Consider the following 20,711-nt stretch of genomic DNA (forward strand, 5'->3'; position numbering starts at 1 on the left):
TCGCGGTGGCGGTGGGTGTCGGGGAGGGCGACCCAGAGCTGGGCGCCGTGCAGGAGGGGGGCGTGCGGGCGGGGGGACTCCTCGGAGTGGGAGATGGCCCGGCCGGAGGTCATGAGTCCGAGTTCGCGGGGGCGGACGGTCTGCAGGTTGCCGAGGCTGTCGCGGTGCAGGACCTCCCCGGCGTGCAGCCAGCTGACCGTCTGCAGACCCATGTGCGGGTGCGGGGGTACCTGCATGCCCGGCTCGTCCGCGATGTCGTCCGGGCCGTAGTGGTCCACGAAGCACCACGCTCCCACCATCCGCCGGCCGAGGCTTGGCAGCAGCCGGCGCACCATCGTGCTCTCGCCGAGCTGCACCTGACGGGCCGGCAGCAGGTCGCGGACCGGGCCGGTGCCGGGCTCGCCCCCGCAGGTGGTCGGGGCGGGCTTGACGTCGAGGTTGCTCATGGGGCGGTCACCGCCGTGCGCGTCGGGCGGCCGGGCGGGCCCGGGAGAGCGCCGCCCCGGCCGGGGGTCGTCGAAACGATCCTCCACCAGCGCGGGGCGATCCTCCACCCGGAGCCGTCCGCCCGGGGCTCAGTGCCCGCAGGCCCACCAGGCGTCCGCGCTCGCGCCCTCGGCGAGGGTGCGCAGCTTGGCGACCGCCTCGGCCGGGTCCTCGGCGCCGTAGACGGCCGAGCCGGCGACGAAGACGTCCGCGCCGGCCTCGGCGCAGCGCTCGATGGTGCTCGCCGAGACGCCGCCGTCGACCTGGAGCCACAGCTCCAGCCCGTGCTTGGCGATCAGCTGCCGGGTCCGGCGGATCTTCGGCAGCATGATGTCCAGGAACGCCTGGCCGCCGAAGCCCGGCTCGACGGTCATGATCAGCAGCATGTCCAGCTCGGGCAGCAGGTCCTCGTAGGGCTCGATCGGCGTGGCCGGCTTGAGCGCCATCGAGGCGCGGGCGCCCTTGGCCCGGATCTCGCGGGCCAGCCGGACGGGCGCGGCGGCGGCCTCGACGTGGAACGTCACCGAGCCGGCGCCCGCCTCCACGTACTGGGGGGCCCAGCGGTCCGGGTCCTCGATCATGAGGTGGCAGTCGAGCGGAGTGCCGGTGGCCCGGGCCAGCGACTCGACGACCGGGACGCCGAGGGTCAGGTTGGGCACGAAGTGGTTGTCCATCACGTCGACGTGCAGCCAGTCCGAGCCCCGCACGGCCTCGGCCTCCTGGGCCAGCCGGGCGAAGTCCGCGGACAGGATGCTGGGGTTGATCTGCGCCATGGGGCCTGTTACCTCTTCTTGCCTTCGTGCCGTCTGCGAGGGATCGGGCGTGCGCGGGGCGCACCCCGGTCATCATCTCGTGCACCGTCGGCCGCGCGGCACCACCGAGACCTCCGCGTGACCGTCATCACACCCCGGTCAGGGTTATCGTGACCGGCGCCGTGGTCATCAGCCAGTACGACAACCTGCAATGAGTACACCCGTACGGCGCGACCGCCCCCTCCCCTGAGGAAGGTTCCCTCTTGGCCGATCTCGTCCACCCCGCCCGGGCCCTGTGGTGGCTCTTCGAGCCGGTGCACGCCGTCACCTACTTCACCCCCGAGAGCCTCGGCGCCTTCGAGGCGGTCGGCCTGCGCGGGGTCGCGCGCAGCTACTTCGCCGGCCGCGCCGCCCCGCTCGGCCCGGTGGACGCGACGCCGGTGATCGCGGCGTTCTTCAACTTCGCGCCCGCCCCGATCGAGCGCGCCCTGCCGGAGGTCTGGAAGCTCGCCGACCCGGAGACGGCGCTCGCCGCCCGGGCCTCCGGCGCCTCGGCGGCCCTGGCTCGGCTGCTGGAGCACGTCGACCGGGCGCAGGTCGAGCTGGCGACCGACCTCCTGGAGGACGCCGTCACCCGGCTGGACTGCGCCGGGCGGGTCCTGGCCGCCGCCAATGCCTCCCTCCCCCGCCCGTCCGACCTGTACGGCCGCCTCTGGCAGGCCGCCACCGTGATGCGCGAGCACCGCGGCGACGGCCACATCGCCGCCCTGGTCTCCGCGGGCCTCGACGGCTGCGAGGCGCTGGTCGTCCGCTGCGCCCTGGACGTGCGGCGCGAGGCGCTGCAGCCGATGCGCGGCTGGACGGACGCCGAGTGGGACGCTGCCGCGGCCCGGCTGGCCGAACGCGGCTGGCTCACCGAGCGCGGCACCATCACCGAGTGCGGCCGGATCCGCCACCACTCGCTGGAGGCGGCCACCGACCTCGCCGCCGCCCGGGTCTGGGAGAACCACCCGCGCGCCGAGCTGGACCGGCTCGCCGCCGCCCTCAAGCCGATCTCGGCCCTCTGTCGCACCGCCCTGCCCCCGATCAACCCCATCGGTCTCCCCGCGACCACCACGGCCTGACGCCCTGGGCCGGCCCCCGCCACCAGCCTCCCGGCGGGGCGGGCGGCCGGCTACTCCGCCCTCTCGGAGCGGAAGGCGAGGCGCTGCCCGGCGGTCCGCCCCCGGCTCTCCACCGGCAGCACCCCGGTCGCGCCCGCGAGCCCGAACGGCGGCATGTCGAAGTACACGCACTCGTAGGAGCCCTCCGGCACGACGTACGTCTCGTGCCAGAGCCCGACCAGCCCGCGCAGCCGGCCCTCCTTGAGCTTCCTGTTGGCGATCCTCCACACCCGGTGGTGGAAGGCGTCCGGCGCGCTCGCGTAGCGGTAGAGCTTCTCCTTGGAGTCCCAGTACTGGACGACGTAGTAGGTGCGCGGCGAGGCCGTCAGCAGGACCTTCCCGCGCAGGCCGCGCTCCGGCTCCCGCCCCAGGTCGCGGAGCATCCGGAACATCGCCAGCATCACCGGCACCCACTGGTGGACGGCCCAGAACCGGTTGATCCGCATCCCGATGAGCAGGACGACGGTGTCCCCGGTGGCGGCCGCGGTGGTGAAGCCCGGAGTCGGTTTCGCGAACACGTCTGCCCCCAGCCTGTCGGCGCTTCCGGCCTCCCGCCGCTACGGCTACTCGCGGGTAGAGGCCGATGTAAGCGGTGATTACATCAGGGCGGACGCGGCCGGTCAACCCTCCGCGCACGCGAAATCCCGTCCGCTCAGCGGGGATTGGCGACTCCCCGGCCGAAGGTGTCGAGCACCTGGGCGACCACCTCCTCCGCCTTCTCGGCCGGCAGGTACCCGTCCACGATCATCTGCGCCAGCCCGTACACCAGCGCCTGCCCCGCGAGCCCCACCAGCGCCGGATCGCCCGGCCGCAGCAGCCCGGCCGCCTGGTCGGCGACGATCACCTCGGTGTACGCGCGGTCGATCCCGGACAGCCGCTCCAGCAGCTCCGGCTGCGGGGACGGCGCGAACACCCGCGACCGCACCAGGGCGAAGCGGTGCGGGTACCGGATCGCGTAGCGGACGAAGCCGAGCCCGATCGCCCGCAGCACCGCCCGCTGATCCCCGGGACCCGTTCCTGCGCCCGTCGCTGGACCCGCCCCTGCGCCCGCCGCTGGGTCCGTCGCCGGGTCCGCCCCTGCGCCCGCCACCGGGTCCGCCCCCGCGGCCGCCGCCATCTCCGCGCGCTGCCACCGCTCGAAGTCCGCCAGCGCCCGGTCCGCCACCGCCGTCATCAGCGCCCGCCGGTCCGCGAAGTGCCGGAACGGCGCCCCCGGCGAGACGCCCGCCCGCCGGGCCACCTCCCGCATGGTGACCTTCTCCTGCCCCCGCTCGTCCAGCAGCTCGAAGGCCGCCCCGACCAGTGCCTCGGGCAGCGCCCCGTGGTGGTAACTCCCGCGCTCCGCGGGCCTCTCCGTCATGCGAGCAGTGCTATCACACCACCGGCAGCGCCAGCAGGTGCGCCAGCACCGCCGCCGGAACAGCCGGATGGCCCGCCGCCCCCTCCGCCGTCCGGGCCTCCGTCAACAGCCCGGCGAGCAGGGCGTCCGGAAGCCGCGGGTCCCGCAGCGCCGTCCGCCGGACGAGCCAGTCCTCGTCGTCCAGCAGCCGCACCACCGAGGCCGCCGAGAGCCGGGGGTCCTCCAGGGCCCGCAGCCGCACCCCGCCGTCCTCGTCCCGGGCGCACCGCTCCACCAGTTCCGCGGACGCCGCCGGATCGTCCAGGGCGAGCCGCCGCAGCCACGGATCGGGATCGGCGGCGAAGCGGAGCACGCCCGTGCGCGGGAAGTTCGGGTGCTCCCGCAGCCGTCCCCGCGAGTAGCCGCCCCAGCGCACCCACATCTCCAGCAGCAGCCCGGCCGGTGCCTGCGCGCAGTTCTCGGCCAGCAGCAGCCGGACGGCGAAGTCCTCGTCACGGGCGAGGAGTTCGACCACGTCCGGGGGAAGGTCCCGGACGTGCGCGACACTGCGCCGCAGCAGGACGTGCGCGGACGCGGCGCAGCGCCGCAGGTGCGCGACGTCGCCCCGCCGTTCCAGCACCCACGGCAGCGGGTCGTACCGACCGTTCGGGTCGACCTCGACGGGGACGCCGGCCCGCTCCGCCTCGCTCAACTCGGGCCGCAGCGACACCGCGAGCCGCACGGCCGGGTCCCCGTCCCGCGCCAGCACCGCGACCAGGTCCGCGTCGAGGCGGGGATTGCCGGCCAGCGCCCGTCGCTCGCCGCTCCCGCCCCGCGCCAGCGAGTCGGCCAACTCCCGCTCCAGCAGGCACTTTCCGATGATCCGCAGCCGGTCCGCCTCCTCGCACCCGTCCGTCAGCGCCCTGAACTCGCCTTCCGGCAGCGGCTCGTCGGCGTACCGGGCGAGCAGTGCCTCGGCCCGGACGCCGGAGTGCGGATCGGCCAGCAGCGCGGCCCGGGCCGCCCCGTCGAGATGCGGCCACGCCCGCCCGACCGCCGGCGCCCGGACGCCGCAGCTCGGGTCGCCGAGAAGGACGGCCAACTGTGCCACGGAGAGGTTTCGTTGAAGGGCGAGTTCGGCCCGCACCAGAGGGCTCGGATCGGCCAGGAAGCGGTCGGCCTCCGCCTCCTCCAGGACCTCGTCCGCCGCGGTGAAGAACAGGGCCGCCCGCCGCACCCCGGCGCTCGGGTCGCGCAGCAGCCGCCGCCGCTGGGCGCCGGTCAGCCCGGACCGCTCCGCCGCCCGCGCCCGCACCTTCGCCACCGGGTGCGCGATCCAGGCGTCCACCACCGGCTCGGGCAGCGCGAGATACGTCAGCCCGTACAACAGCGGATCGCCGGCCGCGCACTCCTCGATCACCCGGATCCGCAGTCCCGGGGGCGCGGCGGGGTTCGCCACCGCGCCCTGCCGCCACAGCGTCCGCAACTCCTCGGTGGTGCTAGTCAGTTCCAGGACAGGAGCCCACTCCGTCATCGGCCTCGGCCCGTCCCCCCGGCAGGCGCGCCCCACCACCGGCGCAACGCGGCCTCCGCCCCGCCCTGGCCGTCCCCGACCCAGACCGCATGGCCGTCCGGCCGCAGCAGAACGGCGGGCGCGTCCACCTCCGCCCCGGCGTCGGCGACGTGGTCGACCCGGTCCGCCCAGCCCTCCGTCGAGAGCCGGCCGCCGGTGCGGTCGAGGAGCAGCCCGCGGCCGCCGTGCAGCAGTCCGTACAGCCGGCGGTCCCCCGACAGCCGTACGTCCCGCAGCCGCCGGCCGACGAGCTCATGGTCCCCGTCGCCGACCTCGTAGCGGATGTCGACCGCGGTGATCATGGCGGTGACCTGGCGGTTCACCTCCTCGACCGCCATCAGCCGCGCGAACAGCTCCCGCAGCGCGGTCGGCCCGGGCGCGCTGCCGAGCAGGGTCATCTGCGCCCGGGTGTTGGTCAGCACGCGCTCGCCGACCGGGTGCCGCTCCGCGTGGTAACTGTCCAACAGCCCCTCCGGCGCCCAGCCGGCGACCTCGGCGGCGAGCTTCCAGCCCAGGTTGAACGCGTCCTGCACACCGAGGTTGAGCCCCTGCCCGCCGGTCGGCGGGTGGATGTGCGCCGCGTCGCCGGCCAGCAGCACCCGGCCGACCCGGTAGCGCTCGGCCTGCCGGGTGGCGTCGCCGAACCGGGAGAGCCAGTGCGGTGTGTGCGCGCCGAAATCGGTGCCCGCGACGGCGCGCAGCCGCGCCTTGAACTCCTCCAGCGTCGGCGGCGTCGCCCGGTCCTCGGCGACGCCGTCCGCCGGCACGATCATCCGTGCGACGCCCGGCCGGCCGTCCACGTCGGGGGCCACGCCGAACCGCAGCTCGGTCCGGCGCACCCGCTCCACCACGGCGGCCACCTCCGCCGGGTCGGCGGTCAGCTCCAGGTCGCCGATCAGCGTCTCGACCTCGGCCGGCTCCCCCGGGAAGCCCACGCCGAGCGCCTTGCGCACCGTGCTGCGCCCGCCGTCGCAACCGACGAGGTAGCGCGAGCGCAGCCGCTCGCCGTCCGCCAGCTCGACGGTCACGCCGTCCGCGTCCTGCCCCAGTCCGGCGACCTCGCGACCGCGCCTGATCACGGCCCCGAGTTCGAGGGCGCGCTCCTCCAGCAACCGCTCGGTGACCGCCTGCGGGGTGGCCAGCCCGTAGGGGTGGGCGGTGTCCAGGCTCTCCGGCCAGCTCGTCATGACGCCGCCGAACAGCCCGCCCACCTGGAACTTCTCGCTCACCGCGAGGAACCGCTCCAGCAGCCCCCGCTGGTCCATGATCTCCACGCTGCGCGCGTGCAGTCCGCGCCCGCGCGACTCCCCGCCCCGCTCCGCCAGCCGCTCCAGCACGACCACGCCGACCCCGTGCAGCCGCAGCTCGCACGCCAGCATCAACCCGGTCGGCCCGCCGCCGACCACCACCACGTCCAGCACCGACATCGCCCAGCGCCCCGTTCCGTCGTTCCCGTACTTCCGCCGAAGCGGGCGGAACACCATGGACTCCGCGAATCCCGCCGTTCCACCCCGTCCCGGCCCAGGCCGACGATTCTGCGCCTCCCCCACCCCCTTGCCGCAAGGCCCCCCGTGCGCTATAAGTTGAGAGTGGCAACGAGTGACCGTCCTCGTTGCCTTCGCTGTTTCCGCCCGCGGCCCGCCCGGCGACGCCCCGACGCACCCGTGCGGCCCCGTTCGCACCCATACACCCACACACCCCCGCGTGCCCTACCAGGCGTAGTCCTCCGGCGCCGGCTTGCGGCCCGGGAAGAGTTCGTCCAGACGGGCGAGGACCTCCTCGTCGAGCTTGATGTCGAGGGCGTGCACGGCGGCGTCGAGGTGGGAGGCCGCGCGCGGGCCCACGATCGGGGCGGTGACGGCGGGACGGGAGAGCAGCCAGGCGAGGGCGAGGTCGGCCGGGTGCTCGCCGATCTCGGCGGCGAGGTCCTCGTAGGCCTGGATGCGGGGCCGGTTGGCCTCCAGGATCTCGCCGGCGTGCGGCAGCGCGCCGCGGACGAGGCCGCCCTCGCGCTCCTTGCGGAGGGCGCCGCTCAGCACGCCGCTGCGCAGCGGGGACCACGGGAGCAGGCCGAGACCGTAGTACTGGACGGCGGGGACGACCTCCAGCTCGATGGTGCGGTCGAGCAGGTTGTAGAGGGACTGCTCACTGACCAGGCCGAGGAAGTGGCGGCCGCGGGCGGCCTCCTGGGCCTGCGCGATGTGCCAGCCCGCGAAGTTGCTGGAGCCGACGTAGATGATCTTGCCCTGGGCGACCAGGACCTCCATCGCCTGCCAGATCTCCTCCCAGGGCGTGTCCCGGTCGATGTGGTGCATCTGGTAGAGGTCGATGTAGTCGGTGCCGAGGCGGCGCAGGCTGGCCTCGACGGCGCGGCGGATGGCGAGGGCGGAGAGCCGGCCCTCGTTCGGCCACTCGCCCATCGGGGCGTAGGCCTTGGTGGCGAGCACGGTGCGCTCGCGGCGGCCGTCGCCCTTGGCGAACCAGCGGCCGATGATCTCCTCGGTCCGCCCCTTCTGGCCGCCTTCGACGTTGCGTCCGTAACTGTTCGACGTGTCGAAGAAGTTGATGCCCAGTTCGTGGGCGCTGTCCATGATCAGATGGGCGTCGGACTCCTCCGTGTGCGGGCCGAAGTTCATGGTGCCCAGGCAGAGTCGGGAGACGGTGAGGCCGGTGCGGCCGAGGTGGGTGAACTCCATGGAGCCACCCTGAGCCGCACCGGCCGTACTGTCCAGCACATTTCGCCCCGTGGGACACGGGTCGCGCGGAGACGGACGAGGCCCCTCCGATCAGCGGCCGCGGGCGCCGTGCGTGGCGAACTTCCGCACCGCGAGCGGCCCGCAGAGCAGCAGCAGGAGCGCGCACCAGAGCAGACTGACCGAGGTCGCGTGCTGCATCGGCCAGGCGGCGGCCGGGGCGGACGGGTTGCCGAACAGGTCGCGTCCGGCCTGGACGACGGCGCTCATCGGGTTCCAGTCGGCGAGCGCGGCCAGCCAGCCGGGCATCCCTCCGGTGGGCACGAAGGCGTTGGTCACCATCGCCAACGGGAACACGGCGACGGCCAGTTGCCCGGCCGCGTCCTCCTTGCCGACGGCCAGTCCGAGCAGCAGGCCGACCCAGGTCATGGTGAAGCGGAAGAGCAGCAGCAGGCCGAAGGCCGCCGCGGCGTCGCCCGCCCCGCCGCGGATCCGCCAGCCGACGGCCAGTCCGACCGCCGCCAGGAGCCCCAGGACCACCATGCTGACCAGCAGGTCGGCGAGGGTCTGGCCGAGCAGCAGGCCGGTGCGGGAGACCGCCATCGAGCGGAGCCGGTCGGTGATGCCGCGCCCGACGTCGCGGGCGGCGCCGACCATGGTGGGCATGATGCCGTTGACGGCGACCATGGCGAACAGGCCGGGCATCAGGAACTCCCGGTAGCCGCCGCCGGATCCGGCCGACCCGCCGCCACCTGCGGGCGCACCCGGGACGGCGACGGCACTGCCGAACACATAGCCGAACAGCACCACCATCAGCACCGGGACGGCCAGCGAGGCGGCCACCAGCCCGGGCGAGCGGCGGTAGGCGAGGAGGATGCGGAGCATCGACGACCAGGTGTCGGCGAGCAGGCGCGCGGGTGCGGACATCAGGCGGCCCTCTCCGTCCCGGTGGAGATGCCGTCCGCGCCGGACACGCCGGGCACGCCGTCCGCGCCGTCCGCGCGCCCGGTGAAGGCGAGGAAGACGTCGTCCAGCGAGGGCGGCCGGAGCGCGGCGTCCCGGGCGACCACCCCCGCCGCGTCCAACTCCCGTACCAGCCCGGGCAGCAGAACCTCCACCCCGGGACGGGAGACCACCTCGACGGTCCGCTCGTGCTGGTCCACCCGCACGTCGCCGGTCCCGGCGAGCGCCGCCAGCACCACGGCGGCCCGGCCGAGCTGCGCGGCGTCGGCGAGGGTGACCGAGACCCGCGTGCCGATCGACGCCTTGAGCCGCTGCGGCGGGCCGGTGGCGATGGCGGCGCCGTGGTCGACCAGCACGATCGAGTCGGCCAGCCGGTCGGCCTCCTCCAAGTACTGGGTGGTGAGCAGCACGGTGGTGCCGGCGGCGGCCAACTCCCGCACCACGTCCCAGATCTGCTGCCGGCTGCGCGGGTCGAGGCCGGTGGTCGGCTCGTCCAGGAAGAGCACCGGCGGGGCGGTGACCAGGCTGGCGACGAGGTCGAGGCGGCGCCTCATGCCGCCGGAGTAGGTGCGGACGAGCCGGTCGGCGGCTCCGGCGAGCCCGAAGCGGTCGAGGAGCTCCCCGGCGCGGGCCCGGGCGCCCCGGGCACCGAGGTGGTGCAGCCGGCCGAGCAGGTGCAGGTTGTCGCGGCCGGTGAGGCCCTCGTCGACGGCGGCGTGCTGACCGGCCAGACCGATGCTGCGGCGGACGGCGTCGGGGGCGCGGACCACGTCATGGCCCGCCACCCGGGCGGTCCCGCGGTCGGGGGCGACGAGGGTGGCGAGGACACGGACGGCGGTGGTCTTGCCCGCGCCGTTGGGACCCAGCAGGCCGCAGACGGTACCGGCCGGGACGGTCAGGTCGAGCCCGCGCAGCGCACGGGTGGCGCCGAAGCGTTTCTCGACGCCGGCCATCTCGATGGCAGCCGTCTCGATGGCGGCGACGGTGGCTCCGGCATGGTTCCGGATGGTGTCGGACATGGCTCCGCCCACTCCCTCACTAGGTACAGCGTACGTAGAAGAGCTTGCGAGCGCATCGTACTACGTACGCCGTACGTATCTAAAATGGGGAACCGAGGTGATCAACCAGTGCCGTCCGAAGAATCCCCGCACAGCGACTCCGCCCCCGCCGCGTTTCCTGGCGAGGCGCCCGAGCTGATCTGGCTGCGCCCCGAGCGCACCGGCCGGGGCCCCCGCCCGGCCCACAGCCGGACCTCGATCGCCGCCGCCGCCATCGCCGTCGCGGACGCGGAGGGCCTGGACGCGGTCTCCATGCGCAGGGTCGCCGCAGCGCTCGGCGCGGGCACCATGTCGCTCTACAACTACGTGCCGAAGAAGGAGCACCTGCTCGACCTCATGCTCGACGCCGTCGCCGCCGAGTACGACTACACCGCCCTCACCCCGACCGGCGACTGCCGCACCGACCTGCGCCGCCTGGCCCACCACCAGCTCGCCGCACTGCGCCGCCACCCCTGGGCCCCGGCCCTGGTGATCGCCCGCCCCGGCCTCGGCCCGCACGCCCTGCGCTACACCGACCACTTCCTCGCCGTCACCGAGCCCAGCGGCCTGGACGGCGCCGCGCGGCTGGAGGCGCTCGCCCTGCTCAACGGGTTCGTCTGCCAGTACGCCCAGTACGAGCGCACGGCGGCGGCCGGCGCCAAGTGGCAGGCGGAACTGGCCGGTTACCTCGGCCGCGCCGCGGCGAGCGGCGAGTACCCGCACCTGGCCGCCGCGTTCGCCACCGCCGGCGCGCCGTCCGGCGACCCCGACAGCGCCTTCGACCGCTCACTCGACCGCGTGATCACCGCCGCACTGGCGCCGCTCGAGCGGTCCTGACCGCCGCCCGGGGCAGCACGCCCCGGCGGCCCTCGGCTACCCCTCGCGGCGGCGGCCGCCCGGCACGAACATCCAGAGCAGCCACGCCCCCGTGCCGAGCAGCAGCATGTTGACGGCGATCTGCCCCGGAGCCTCGCCGAACCCGGTGTCCCAGCCGCCCAGCCACACCTCCAACAGGCTCCCGGTCAGGTACCAGAGGCCGAAGTCGGCCACGACGGTCACCGCCCACACCGCCATCGGGTGCCACCGGGGGCGGGGCACCGCGTGCAGCAGCGCCAGAACGGCGGTGATGCCGAGCGCGGTCGGCAGGAGGCCGTCGCGGACGTGGTCGAGGTGGTTCCACGGCAGCATCGAGCCGACGACCCAGATCAGCGCCAGGCACCCGATGAACCGCACCAGCACCGCCGCCGCCGGATGCGGCTCGGGGCGCCGGGGGTGCGGCACCGGCGCGGGCGGCACCGATCCCGGCACCGGCCCCTGCCACCCCGTCGGCCACGCCGTCTGCGGCGACGGCGCCAGCGGCCCGGGACCCACCGGCGGCGTGAACGGCGCGCCCGGCCCCCACACCGGGGCCGCCGCCGTCGCCACCGCCGTCACCGGGGGCGGCCCGTACGCGCCCGCCGTCGTCCCCGCCACCTCCGCCCGGGCCACCGCCGTCAGCGCGGCCAGCACCTGCTCCACCGACGGCCGCGCCGCCGGGTCCTTGCTCAGCAGCGCCCCCAGCACCGCCGCCAGCGCACCCGCCCGCACCGGCGGTCGCGGTTCCTTGGTCACCACCGCCACGCACAGCGCGCCGAACGTCGACCCGCTGAACGGCGGCTCGCCCTCCACCGCCGCGTACAGCGTCGCACCGAGCGCCCACAGGTCGTTGGCGGGCACGGGCGGCCGGCCCTCCAGCTGCTCCGGCGCCATGTACGCGGGTGTGCCGATCACCGCGCCGGTCCGGGTGAGCGCCGTGGTCGCGTCCGCCATGTGCGCGATGCCGAAGTCGGTGAGGACGACGCGCTCGCCCATCAGCAGCACGTTGTCCGGCTTGAGGTCCCGGTGCACGATGCCCGCGGCGTGCGCCTCCTGCAGCGCCTTGACCACGGCCGCCCCGATCTCGGCGACCCGCGCCACCGGCAGCGCGCCCTCCCGGGCGAGCGCCGTCGCCAGCGAGACCCCGCGCACCAGCTCCATCACGATCACCGGCGCGCCCGCGTGCTCGACGACGTCGTGCACGGTGATGATCCCGGGGTGGTTGAGCCGGGCGGCGGCCCGCGCCTCGCGCAGCACCCGCTGGACGAGCTGCCCGCGCTCGGCGTCCGTCACGCCCTGCGGCAGCAGCACCTCCTTCACGGCGACGTCCCGGCCCAGGGTGGTGTCCCACCCCCGCCAGACCCGCCCCATGCCGCCCTGGCCGATCAGCTCCACGAGCTGGTACCGGCCCCCGATCAGTGCCCCGTCCACCGCTGTCATCCGGCACACCCTAGCGGCCCGGCCAAGCACCGTTGACGCCCCGTCATCACATCATTTCCCCCGGGCCCCCGTCACCGCCTACCGTGACCCGGCCGACGATCGCCGCACCCAGGAGAAGAACCCGCCACGCAGACCGACCACCACGGCCGGGCCGACGAGGGCTTCGGCGCCGTCGCCTCCGCCACCGTCCTCTCCACCCTCCTCGCCGCCACCGTCACCGGCCTCGACGGCACCCCGCCCCTGCTCACCCCGGCCACCGTCGCCGACTCCACCCGCGAACTCTCCTCCGCCTTCCGCCCCATGCTCACCCCCCACAGCGTGGGCAACGACGGCGCCGGCGGCCAGTTCACCTTCGTCGACCCCCGCGCCAACCACCTCATCACCGCCCTCGATACCTCCCTCGGCGCCTGAGCAACGTGGAAGTGGGGTGCTGTCGAAGCCTGCGCCGACAGCACCCCACTCACCATCAGATGCCGTGAGCCGCTGCGCCGATCCCGGCCACGGAATCCTTCAGCATTCTCAGGGAATCCTCTTCAGACATGCGGCCGACGACTTCGACCTCGATCAGGTACTGACCGTAACGAAGCCAGCCGTACCGCCGGTCACATGGCTGGCCTTCGTCCACGCGGAGGCAGAAGTACCGCTGCTCGTCCACACCCGGGACGCCGATCCCTTCGATCCGCTCGACATTCCCGTACCGGGCATAGCGCTTGTCCGGAGACCCGTCGCGAAAGACCAGCCAGGCCCAGGTCGGGGAATCGAACTCCATCACCGTCTGAGCGAAGTTGGCGACCAGGGGATCAGAAGTATCCTGCACGAACAGGCGCTTCACCCGCTTGTCCAGTCCTCGCATGAAGGGCGCCCCCGGATCTTTGTCCGGGCTCCGCTCCCACGATTCCGCCTTCGGCGGAGCCTCAAGGAGCAAGCCCTCGCCCCGCCCGCCATCCCGCCACTGCGCGGCAAGCGGAAGATTCCAGAGCGAAAGCCCCGCCAGGAGCACCACAAGAATCCCTCCAGCGGATATCTTCCCCCAACGGGATTTCGGAACAATCTGCTTCACTTGCGATCCACCATCGGCATCTCCTTGTTGGATGTCAACCCGACCACCGCGTCATGGAACTGCCCCTGCGTCAGGTCCGACCCGTATCGATCATACAGGTCAATACCGAGCTGCATCGTGATGTGGTCGCCCTGGTCATCCTTCCCCACGAGCCAACTCTCCATCTTGGAGGCCCCATCGATGAGAGTCTTCGCATCGATTCCGGCCGCTCGGCCGACATAGCCATAGTGAATGTTGGACCAGATGTCATACCTGAGCCGCTTGGTCGTCCCAGGGACCTCAAACCAATAGTTGTTCTTGGCCTTCATGTCAAACATTTTGTCCAAAACGGGTTTGTGGTCCCAGTCGCAGTCCGGGCAGACCTTTGCTCCCCACATGGTCAAGCCAGTGAGTACATCATTGCGCGGGACATTTGATGAGGAGCCCTTGCCCACGTTGGCCCAGACGGAGGTGTCGGGCTTGACGAGGGAACGGATCGACTTGACTACGGCGGCATCCTTGTTCTTCTTCATCTCCCCGTACATGTATGTCTCGGCACGGAAGAAATCCACTGCGTCAAGATCTGTCGACTTCTTGGGCTTCACCTTCGCCAGGGCGGCAGGCTGCGTCTCCTCCAATCGCTCCATTGCCTCCTTTGGAACGTTGTTTGCCGTGGTCTCAGCCGCGTTCTTCATCGTGATGGTGCCAGCAGATCCACAGTCGTACAGAGTGCCGCATTCCTCGGACTTGAGGCCGTTGGGGTCACTGCGGTTGACGGGGTTGTTGTTGCTGTAGGCGTAGGCGTTCCACTGGAGGGGGTCGCCGGCGTCGAGGATGGGGTCGGGGCTGAGGAACCGCCCGGTGCTGGGCTGGTACTGGCGGGCGCCCAGGTTGGTGAAGCCGGTGACGTCGTCCTTGAGGCCGTTGACGAAGCCCTTGTCGCCGGCCCAGGGGGTGGGCAGGGAGGCAGGGCCGCGGAGGGCTCCGAAGGGGTCGGTGGCGCGACGGGACTCGGCCAGGGTGGTGCGGTCGATGGACAGCGAGTTGGTGCCGTGGTGGTCGGCGAACTGGTAGGTCAGCTTGGTCGGGCCCTGGCGGACGAGCGTGATGCCGCCGGGGATGCCGTAGTACCGGGTGCCGGTGCTGACCTTGCTGTTGGTGTCGTAGGTGAGTTCGTCACCGCCGCCCAGGTTGACCGTCACCCTGCCTGGGTTGCGGCGCACCAGCTGGTTGCCGTCCGCGTCGTAGACGTACGTCGTGGTCGCGGTGCCCTGGGTGAGCGAGGCGAGCTTGCCCTCGACGTCCCAGGTCATCGTGGTGCCGTTGGCCGCGTCGGCGGCGTTCCAGGTCGGGGTCCCCCACTTGGACTGCCAGCCCGGGGCGTAGACGACGAACTTGCCGTCGTCCTGGACGACCGCGAAGTAGCCGCTGCCGGCACCCGCCGTCGTCTGGGAGGACCACAGCGCGACGTGCTGCGCGTCGTAGACGACGAAGTTGCCGTCGTCCTGCATGGCGGCCCAGGCACCCGGGTGGTTCTGGGTGTTGGCGGCCCAGAGCGCCTGGCCGCTGCGCAGCGAGCTGAGGACGAGGTTGCCGTCCGCCTGCATGGAGAGCTGGACGCTGTTGGAGCGCACCGACTCGCCCGACTTCAGGACGAAGCCCGCCTTGAGCTCCCGGTTGCCGCCCGGGTTGATGATCCGGGTGGTGTTGCCGGCGGCGTCGTACTGGTTGCCGCCGGTGCCCCACGAGGCCCAGCCGTACGTGCTGGTCGTGCTCGCCAGCGCGTGCGGACCGCCGGTGCCGCCACCGGTGTTCGTCGCCGTGGTGGGCGTGTTGCGGGTACCCGGAGCAGGGGACGTCTGGGCGACCGTGAGGTCCTTGGCCGGGTCACCGGCCGGATCGCGGTTCACCACCTTGGTGCGGTTGCCGGTCAGGTCGTAGGTGTACTCCTGCCAGTAGGCGGCGCTGCCGCCGACCGTGGTCTTCGCCGGTGCAACGGCACCGCTGGTGGGCGTCGCGTTCGCACAGGCGCCCTGCCCCGCCCGCGAGGGGGTGGGCTGCTCCAGCCTGCCGGTGTCGGTCCACGCCGTCTTCAGCCGCCCCAGGTAGTCGTACGTGAAGCACTGGAGGTCGGTCGCGGACGGGGTGTTGTTGGGGATGCTCCGGATCGAGGTGATCTGACCGGCCTGGTTGTAGGCGTACGTGGTGTTCTGGACCGTGCCGGTGGTCGCGGTCTGCTTGTCGAGGTACTGGGTGAGGGCACGTCCGGTGGACTCGTCGTAGGTGTTGGTGGCGACGATCTGGGTACCCCACGGGTTCACCGTCGAGCGGATGTTGCGCCCGTAGGCGTCCCAGTCGGCCTGGCGCAGGTACTGGTCGCCCGCGCCCGTCATGTCGTGCAGGGGGCCGTACTTGTCGTAGTTGTAGGTGATCCGTTCCTCGGCCAGGTCACCTGCGGCGGCCCGACCGTCCTGGAGCAGCACACCGGTGATCGGGTCGTAGAGGGCCGTGTACGTGAAGGACGCCTGTCCGGTCCGGCCGATCTCGCTCCCCGGGATCGACACCACCGTCTTCGTCGGGTGGTACGTCGTGTCCATCTCGGTGACGGACTTGGTGTAGGCACTGCCGCCGGCGCCGCCGACGTAGCGGATGGAACCGGTCGGCTGCCCCTTGGCCACCGTGTCGTAGGTGTAGCCGGTGAGCTGGTTGGCCGGACTGGCGCTGCCGTTGTAGGTGCCGGTCCTGCGTCCCAGCAGGTCGTAGGTGGTCGCCACCGTCTGGTTGCGCGCGTCGGTGGTGGTGGCCAGGCGGCCCGCGCTGTCGTAGGTGCGCGTCGACACACCGGTGTCCGGGTCATCGGCGCGGATCTGGCGGTTGCGCTGGTCGTAGCCGTAGCTCCAGGTGTTCCCGGCCGAGTCGACCCGGGTCGCGGGCTGGCCGGCCGGAGTGTAGGTGTACGCGGTGACGTCCGCGTCGGTCCGGCTGCCGGTCGCGGTGGCCGTCCGGTACTGCCACAGCTCAGCCGTACGGCCGCGGCTGTCCGTGACCGTGCTGGTCGCGGTCGCGCCGGCGGGAGGCGTCACGTCCACCCGGTCGGCGCCAGGGTAGGCCGTCGTCGTGGTGTTCTGCGGCACGCCCAGGGCGATGAACTGCGAGCTCACCGGTCGGCCCATGCCGTCGAAGACGGTGTAGGTCTGGCCGGGCACCTGCGCGGCAACGGCGCTGAACCGGACGGTGTTCGGGCCCGACGTGTCGTCGTAGTGGGCCGCGTAGGCCCGGTTCACCCGGCCCTGCGAGTCGTAGAAGGTGTCCGTGACCAGTCGGCCGTGGTAGGCCTCGATCGCCGGATCCGCCTGGGTCTGGAGCACGCGGCCCAGACCGTCCATGATCTGGGTGGAGACCGCGTAGGTCTCGTTGCTCCGCAGCGTCCGACTGGTGATCGCCGATGGCGTCGCCGTGCTGTTCACGGCGTAGTCGAAGGTGAGGTTGGCCGCCGCGTTCGTCGCCCTGCCGGGGATCCAGACCCCCTTGAGCCGGCCGAGCGCGTCGTACGACTGCGTCGCCGTCCGGCCGTTGGGGTCGGTGCTGGTGATCGGCAGGGCCCGGGCCGGGTTCAGCGTGACCGTGGTCTCGCGCCGACCGCCGCCGTCCGGAGCGCCCGCCGGGGCGGGGGTCCCGGTCACGGTCCGGTTCGGCAGTTCACCGGGGTTGGCCGGGCTGTACGAGGTAGTGACCGTCGCACCACCGGTGTTGGCGCTGTCGGTCGAGGTCAGGTCGGTGACCGTGGCCGCCCGGCCGTAAACATCGTAGGTGCTGGCTCCGGTGGTCACCCACTGGGCGTTGCCGCCGTCGTAGCGGTCCAGCACCTGGACGCCGGTGGCCTCGCCCTTGGCGCCAGCGCTCCGGTGCGCCAGGCCGTCGTACAGCGTGCGCGCGCCGGACACGGTGTTGGCCGCGGTCGCCGGCGCGTCGCAGGCGTTGCTGCCGGACACCGTCAGGACCTCCGACACCAGCCCGGTCATCTGCGGGCTGGCGCCGACCGCGTAGTCCGTGCGCGTGCAGAGGTCCGGCGTGCCGTCGGCCGTGGTCAGCGAGGTCTTGACCCGGTTGTTGTAGTTCTTGTCGGTCTTGGTCACCGTCGAGGTCTGCCGGGTGCCGGTGCTCGTCCTGACCGTCGTGACGCTGGTCGAGGTGGTCGCCGGGTACCGGGCGACCAGGGCGGGCAGGCCGGTCCGCTGGTGGGTGGCCCGGTCGACGGGGTCGCTGCTGGTGTTGACGGTCGACGTCTCGGGGGTGGAGCCGTCCACGTCGGCGTAGACGTTGCTCTCCAGGATCCGGCCCGACAGCCAGTCGGAGTCGGTCTTGGCGCCGCTGGTGGGTCCGGCGACCGTGACCGAGCGGTCCGTCTGGTCGGCCTTCAGGTCACCGTCCATGCCCTGGTAGTAGCTGGTCGAGACCTTGGACCTCGGGCCGTCCTGTCCGGAGCCGGTCACCGCGGTCACCTTGGCGTAGCCGCGGAACTGGTCCCAGGTGCGGTACGTGTCGTCGGCCAGGGCGCCGTCGTTGCGGTGCCACGCGGCCGGACCGTACTCGTACGAGGTCACCTGGGCCAGCGAGCCGGCGGTGAGGTCGGAGTTGGGGTCCACGGTCACCGTGGCGACCGGGTAGCGGAGGAACCAGTCGTCGACCGTCGTGCCGGCTCCCGAGTCGTACCACTTGACGTTGTAGCAGCTCATGGCGTTGCTGTCGGCCGAGACCGGCATCTTGCCCGTGGTGCGCATGCACGAGTCACGCTGGTAGTCGACCGTGATCCGGCCGCCGGTCTCGGTGGTGATCTGCCCCATGCGCGGCCGGTAGTAGCGCGAGCGGGCCGGGACGAGGCCGTCGACCCGGTTGGGCAGGAGCAGGTCCGCGAACGTGACCTCGGGGAGCGACTGCTCGCCCTGCCCGTCGAAGGTGTCCTTGCCGATGCGCTTGACCGACTGGAGCCACGGGATCCTCGTGTTCTCCTTCGGGTCGGCGTTGAACGAGTTCTTGAAGGTGTGGGTCAGTTCGTAGCGGTCCACCGGGCGGTACGACCCGCCGGAGCGGATCGACGTGGTGATGGCGTTCAGCCACTTGGTCGACCAGTAGCTCGGACCGCGGTTGGAGCAGACACCCTGCTGCCCGCACAGCTTGTCCAGCGGCGTGTCCGGCCAGTGCGACGCGACACGCTGGCCCGGGTCGCAGCCGGTGATTCCGAGATCGCAGCGCTCGCCCGTCTCGAAATCGATCTTGGCTGCCGGCTGGTGACCGCCGTTCGCCCCGAGCTGGTCCGAGAGCAGCTGGCCGTAGCCGATCGACGCGAGCGTCCCCCCGCGGGTGTACTCCGTGTTGGTGCCCGTACCGGTGCCGCGCGCGTACCAGTTGGTCTCGGGTGCGTAGGTGTAGGTGGTGAGGTTTCCGTGGACGTCCACGACGTGGTCGAGGTTCCACCGCCAGGCCATCTGGCACCAGGAGCCCTGGCCCTTGGCCGCGTCGTAGCACGGGTCGGCGGGCTTGCCGCTCCCCCCGGCGGACGGCGAGTAGACCGGCACCGTCCAGGCGGAGCGGCTGTCGGCGCCGGTGGCGGTCGGCGTTCCGGCGGCGGACGGCAGGTGGTTCAGTCCGAAGTAGTAGACCGTGCCGCCGGTGTCGGTGACCTTCAGGTACGAGCCGTTCCAGGTGCCGTTGGTGGCGCCGGTCAGGAACTCGATCTTGGTTCCGTCGTCGTTCTTCAGCCGCCAGGCGCACTTGGACTGCTCGTCCTGCGCGCTGCCGGCGACGCAGGAGGTGTCGTCGGGTACCAGCTCGCCCGAGTGTCCGCCCAGCGAGAGGGTCAGGTTGGCCCCGCCCCAGCACTGGTCGGCGGAGTTGGCGATCCCGGCCTTGCCGCACGGCTTGTAGGACCGCTCGACGAACCCCGCGCCGAGGTTCCAGCCGTCGCCGATCCACGACGCCTGCGCGTTGGTCGACGACGTCCGGCCGTCGACCGAGGCGGAGTCGTAGCCGAGCGCGAGCTGCGGAGCCGAGCCGCCCAGGGCGGGAGGAGACTGGATCGGGTAGTCGTACGTGAAGGAGCCCGAGGAGCTCCCCGCAGTCCATGCCTGACTGGCCGCCAGAGACGTGGCGGTGTAGTCACCCAGACCGCTCGACGGCGTGCCCTCGGTCGCCAGCACGATCGGCGCCGCCGCAGCCGTCAAGGCCGCGGACGCACCCGCCGCCGCAAGCTCCGCCGACTTCGACTCCGCCTGTCCACGCTGCGTCAGCAACGGCTGAACGGATGGGAGTTCGACATCGGCGATCAGCCGCTTCGCCTGCGCGTCGTAGTGTGACGACACAGGCGTCCTGGTCAGGCAGTCGGCCACCTCCGGTGTGGTGAGCGCACACGCCGGCAGCGACACCAGGCGCGCCCGCTCGGCGTAGTCGCCGCCAAACCCGGCGCCTGACAGGTCAAGGCCCACCCGCACCGTGGCGGCGTCCGCCGGCACCGTCCGCGAGAGCGAGACGAGGACGCCCTGCACGCCGGCAGCGGTCGTCGCCTTCTCGTCGGCGACGCCGACCTTGACCGGGGCGTTGACCGGGCCGCCGCCCGCGTTCCGGTCGGGTGCGCCGTTCGTCGGCGCCTCGCCGCCCGGCACCAGCGCGACCGGGGCCAGCCAGACCGGCAGCTCGCCGGCCTGCTTCGAGGCACCGGCGGCCGACTCCCGGACCTCGACACCGTCCGGTCCGCGGCGGACCGCCTCCACGCCGGCCGCCGGCGCCGCGTCCAGCACCGCGAGGGCGGAGCCGACCGCCCGCTTCGGTTCGCCCTTCGGGGGAACCCAGTTCGGCGTCCCCGTGTTCGGACGCGTCGACTTCGGCGTCTCGCTGACACCCGGGACAGACTCCGTCTTCGGCAGCGCGGTGTTCGGCGGCGACCAGATCCGGTCCTTGTCGTCTCCGGCCGACGGCGCGGCGAGCGCCGGTGCGGCCGGCACCAGGAACGAGCCAAGCACGGCCAGCGTGCTGACGACGGCGATGCGCGGCCTCCTCGGTCCCGGTGGAGGCGCACTCCCTCCGACCAGCCGTTCCGGATGGGCATGATGAAGAGGCACTGCAACCCCCACGGGCGATCGACACACCTGCATGCAGGTGTAGACAAAACGACTGTGGCGGACAGTAGGGCCTGCGGAAGGCAAAGCGCGAGCAAATTGACGATCTTGGTCGACGTGACCGAAATCACTCCCAAAGCAAAGCGGTTCGCTCACATCCAAACGGGACATAGCGCCCCGGCAAACCGGTTGACGGACCGTCCGACCTGCGGCAGCTTGCTCCGTGACCTGCGCTTGCGATCTTCACAGATCCTTCATC

At 72.6% G+C, this 20,711-nt stretch carries 14 protein-coding genes; 2 read left to right on the top strand and 12 right to left on the bottom strand.

Annotation, left to right across the window (positions count from 1 at the left end; genetic code table 11):
- Positions 1-446 (bottom strand): pirin family protein (locus ACFVFS_RS29855; RefSeq protein WP_380627924.1); only part of this gene is annotated, 446 nt, incomplete at its 3' end.
- A gap of 129 nt (positions 447-575) precedes the next feature.
- Positions 576-1,259 (bottom strand): ribulose-phosphate 3-epimerase, encoded by a 684-nt coding sequence (rpe, locus tag ACFVFS_RS29860; protein WP_380627925.1) that lies wholly within the window; start codon positions 1,257-1,259, stop codon positions 576-578.
- Between the two features lie 242 nt (positions 1,260-1,501).
- Here rpe and ACFVFS_RS29865 point away from each other — a divergent pair, with 242 nt between their 5' ends.
- Positions 1,502-2,362 carry a hypothetical protein gene (locus ACFVFS_RS29865; RefSeq protein ID WP_376092235.1) on the top strand — a complete coding sequence of 287 codons (861 nt, stop codon included), beginning with the start codon at positions 1,502-1,504 and terminating at the stop codon, positions 2,360-2,362.
- Between the two features lie 50 nt (positions 2,363-2,412).
- Here ACFVFS_RS29865 and ACFVFS_RS29870 read toward each other — a convergent pair whose 3' ends face one another.
- The 7 genes from ACFVFS_RS29870 to ACFVFS_RS29900 form a co-directional block, all read right to left on the bottom strand.
- On the bottom strand, positions 2,413-2,919 hold the full coding sequence (locus ACFVFS_RS29870; RefSeq protein WP_380627926.1) for a DUF4188 domain-containing protein: 507 nt from the start codon (positions 2,917-2,919) through the stop codon (positions 2,413-2,415).
- 134 nt (positions 2,920-3,053) lie between these two features.
- The gene (locus ACFVFS_RS29875; protein WP_380627927.1) at positions 3,054-3,761 is read right to left on the bottom strand and encodes a TetR/AcrR family transcriptional regulator; all 708 of its coding nucleotides are present in this window, start codon (positions 3,759-3,761) and stop codon (positions 3,054-3,056) included.
- Between the two features lie 13 nt (positions 3,762-3,774).
- Positions 3,775-5,274, bottom strand: a complete 1,500-nt coding sequence (locus ACFVFS_RS29880) for a PE-PGRS family protein (RefSeq protein ID WP_380627929.1) — start codon at positions 5,272-5,274, stop codon at positions 3,775-3,777.
- Positions 5,271-6,734, bottom strand: a complete 1,464-nt coding sequence (locus tag ACFVFS_RS29885; protein ID WP_380627969.1) for an FAD-dependent monooxygenase — start codon at positions 6,732-6,734, stop codon at positions 5,271-5,273. The genes ACFVFS_RS29880 and ACFVFS_RS29885 overlap by 4 nt, the downstream gene beginning before the upstream one ends.
- A gap of 288 nt (positions 6,735-7,022) precedes the next feature.
- Positions 7,023-8,009 (bottom strand): aldo/keto reductase, encoded by a 987-nt coding sequence (locus tag ACFVFS_RS29890; protein WP_380627930.1) that lies wholly within the window; start codon positions 8,007-8,009, stop codon positions 7,023-7,025.
- A 90-nt stretch (positions 8,010-8,099) separates the two neighbouring features.
- Positions 8,100-8,933: an ABC transporter permease gene (locus tag ACFVFS_RS29895; RefSeq protein ID WP_380627931.1), complete on the bottom strand. Its 834-nt coding sequence runs from the start codon at positions 8,931-8,933 to the stop codon at positions 8,100-8,102.
- Positions 8,933-9,988 (bottom strand): ATP-binding cassette domain-containing protein, encoded by a 1,056-nt coding sequence (locus ACFVFS_RS29900; protein WP_380627932.1) that lies wholly within the window; start codon positions 9,986-9,988, stop codon positions 8,933-8,935. The genes ACFVFS_RS29895 and ACFVFS_RS29900 overlap by 1 nt, the downstream gene beginning before the upstream one ends.
- 108 nt (positions 9,989-10,096) lie before the next feature.
- On the opposite strand from ACFVFS_RS29900, the gene ACFVFS_RS29905 reads away from it, so the two are divergent.
- Positions 10,097-10,843 (top strand): TetR/AcrR family transcriptional regulator, encoded by a 747-nt coding sequence (locus ACFVFS_RS29905; RefSeq protein ID WP_380627933.1) that lies wholly within the window; start codon positions 10,097-10,099, stop codon positions 10,841-10,843.
- 36 nt (positions 10,844-10,879) lie between these two features.
- Here ACFVFS_RS29905 and ACFVFS_RS29910 read toward each other — a convergent pair whose 3' ends face one another.
- From ACFVFS_RS29910 to ACFVFS_RS29920, 3 genes are all read right to left on the bottom strand, one after another.
- Positions 10,880-12,301, bottom strand: coding sequence for a serine/threonine-protein kinase (locus ACFVFS_RS29910; protein WP_380627934.1), 1,422 nt, complete (start codon positions 12,299-12,301; stop codon positions 10,880-10,882).
- Positions 12,302-12,767: 466 nt separating this feature from the next.
- Positions 12,768-13,361, bottom strand: a complete 594-nt coding sequence (locus ACFVFS_RS29915) for a hypothetical protein (protein WP_380627935.1) — start codon at positions 13,359-13,361, stop codon at positions 12,768-12,770.
- Positions 13,358-20,356, bottom strand: a complete 6,999-nt coding sequence (locus ACFVFS_RS29920; protein ID WP_380627937.1) for a polymorphic toxin type 44 domain-containing protein — start codon at positions 20,354-20,356, stop codon at positions 13,358-13,360. Before ACFVFS_RS29920 ends, ACFVFS_RS29915 begins: the two co-directional genes overlap by 4 nt.
- Between the last annotated feature and the right edge of the window lie 355 nt (positions 20,357-20,711).

This window comes from Kitasatospora sp. NPDC057692 (assembly GCF_042799475.1).
Taxonomy (GTDB): domain Bacteria; phylum Actinomycetota; class Actinomycetes; order Streptomycetales; family Streptomycetaceae; genus Kitasatospora.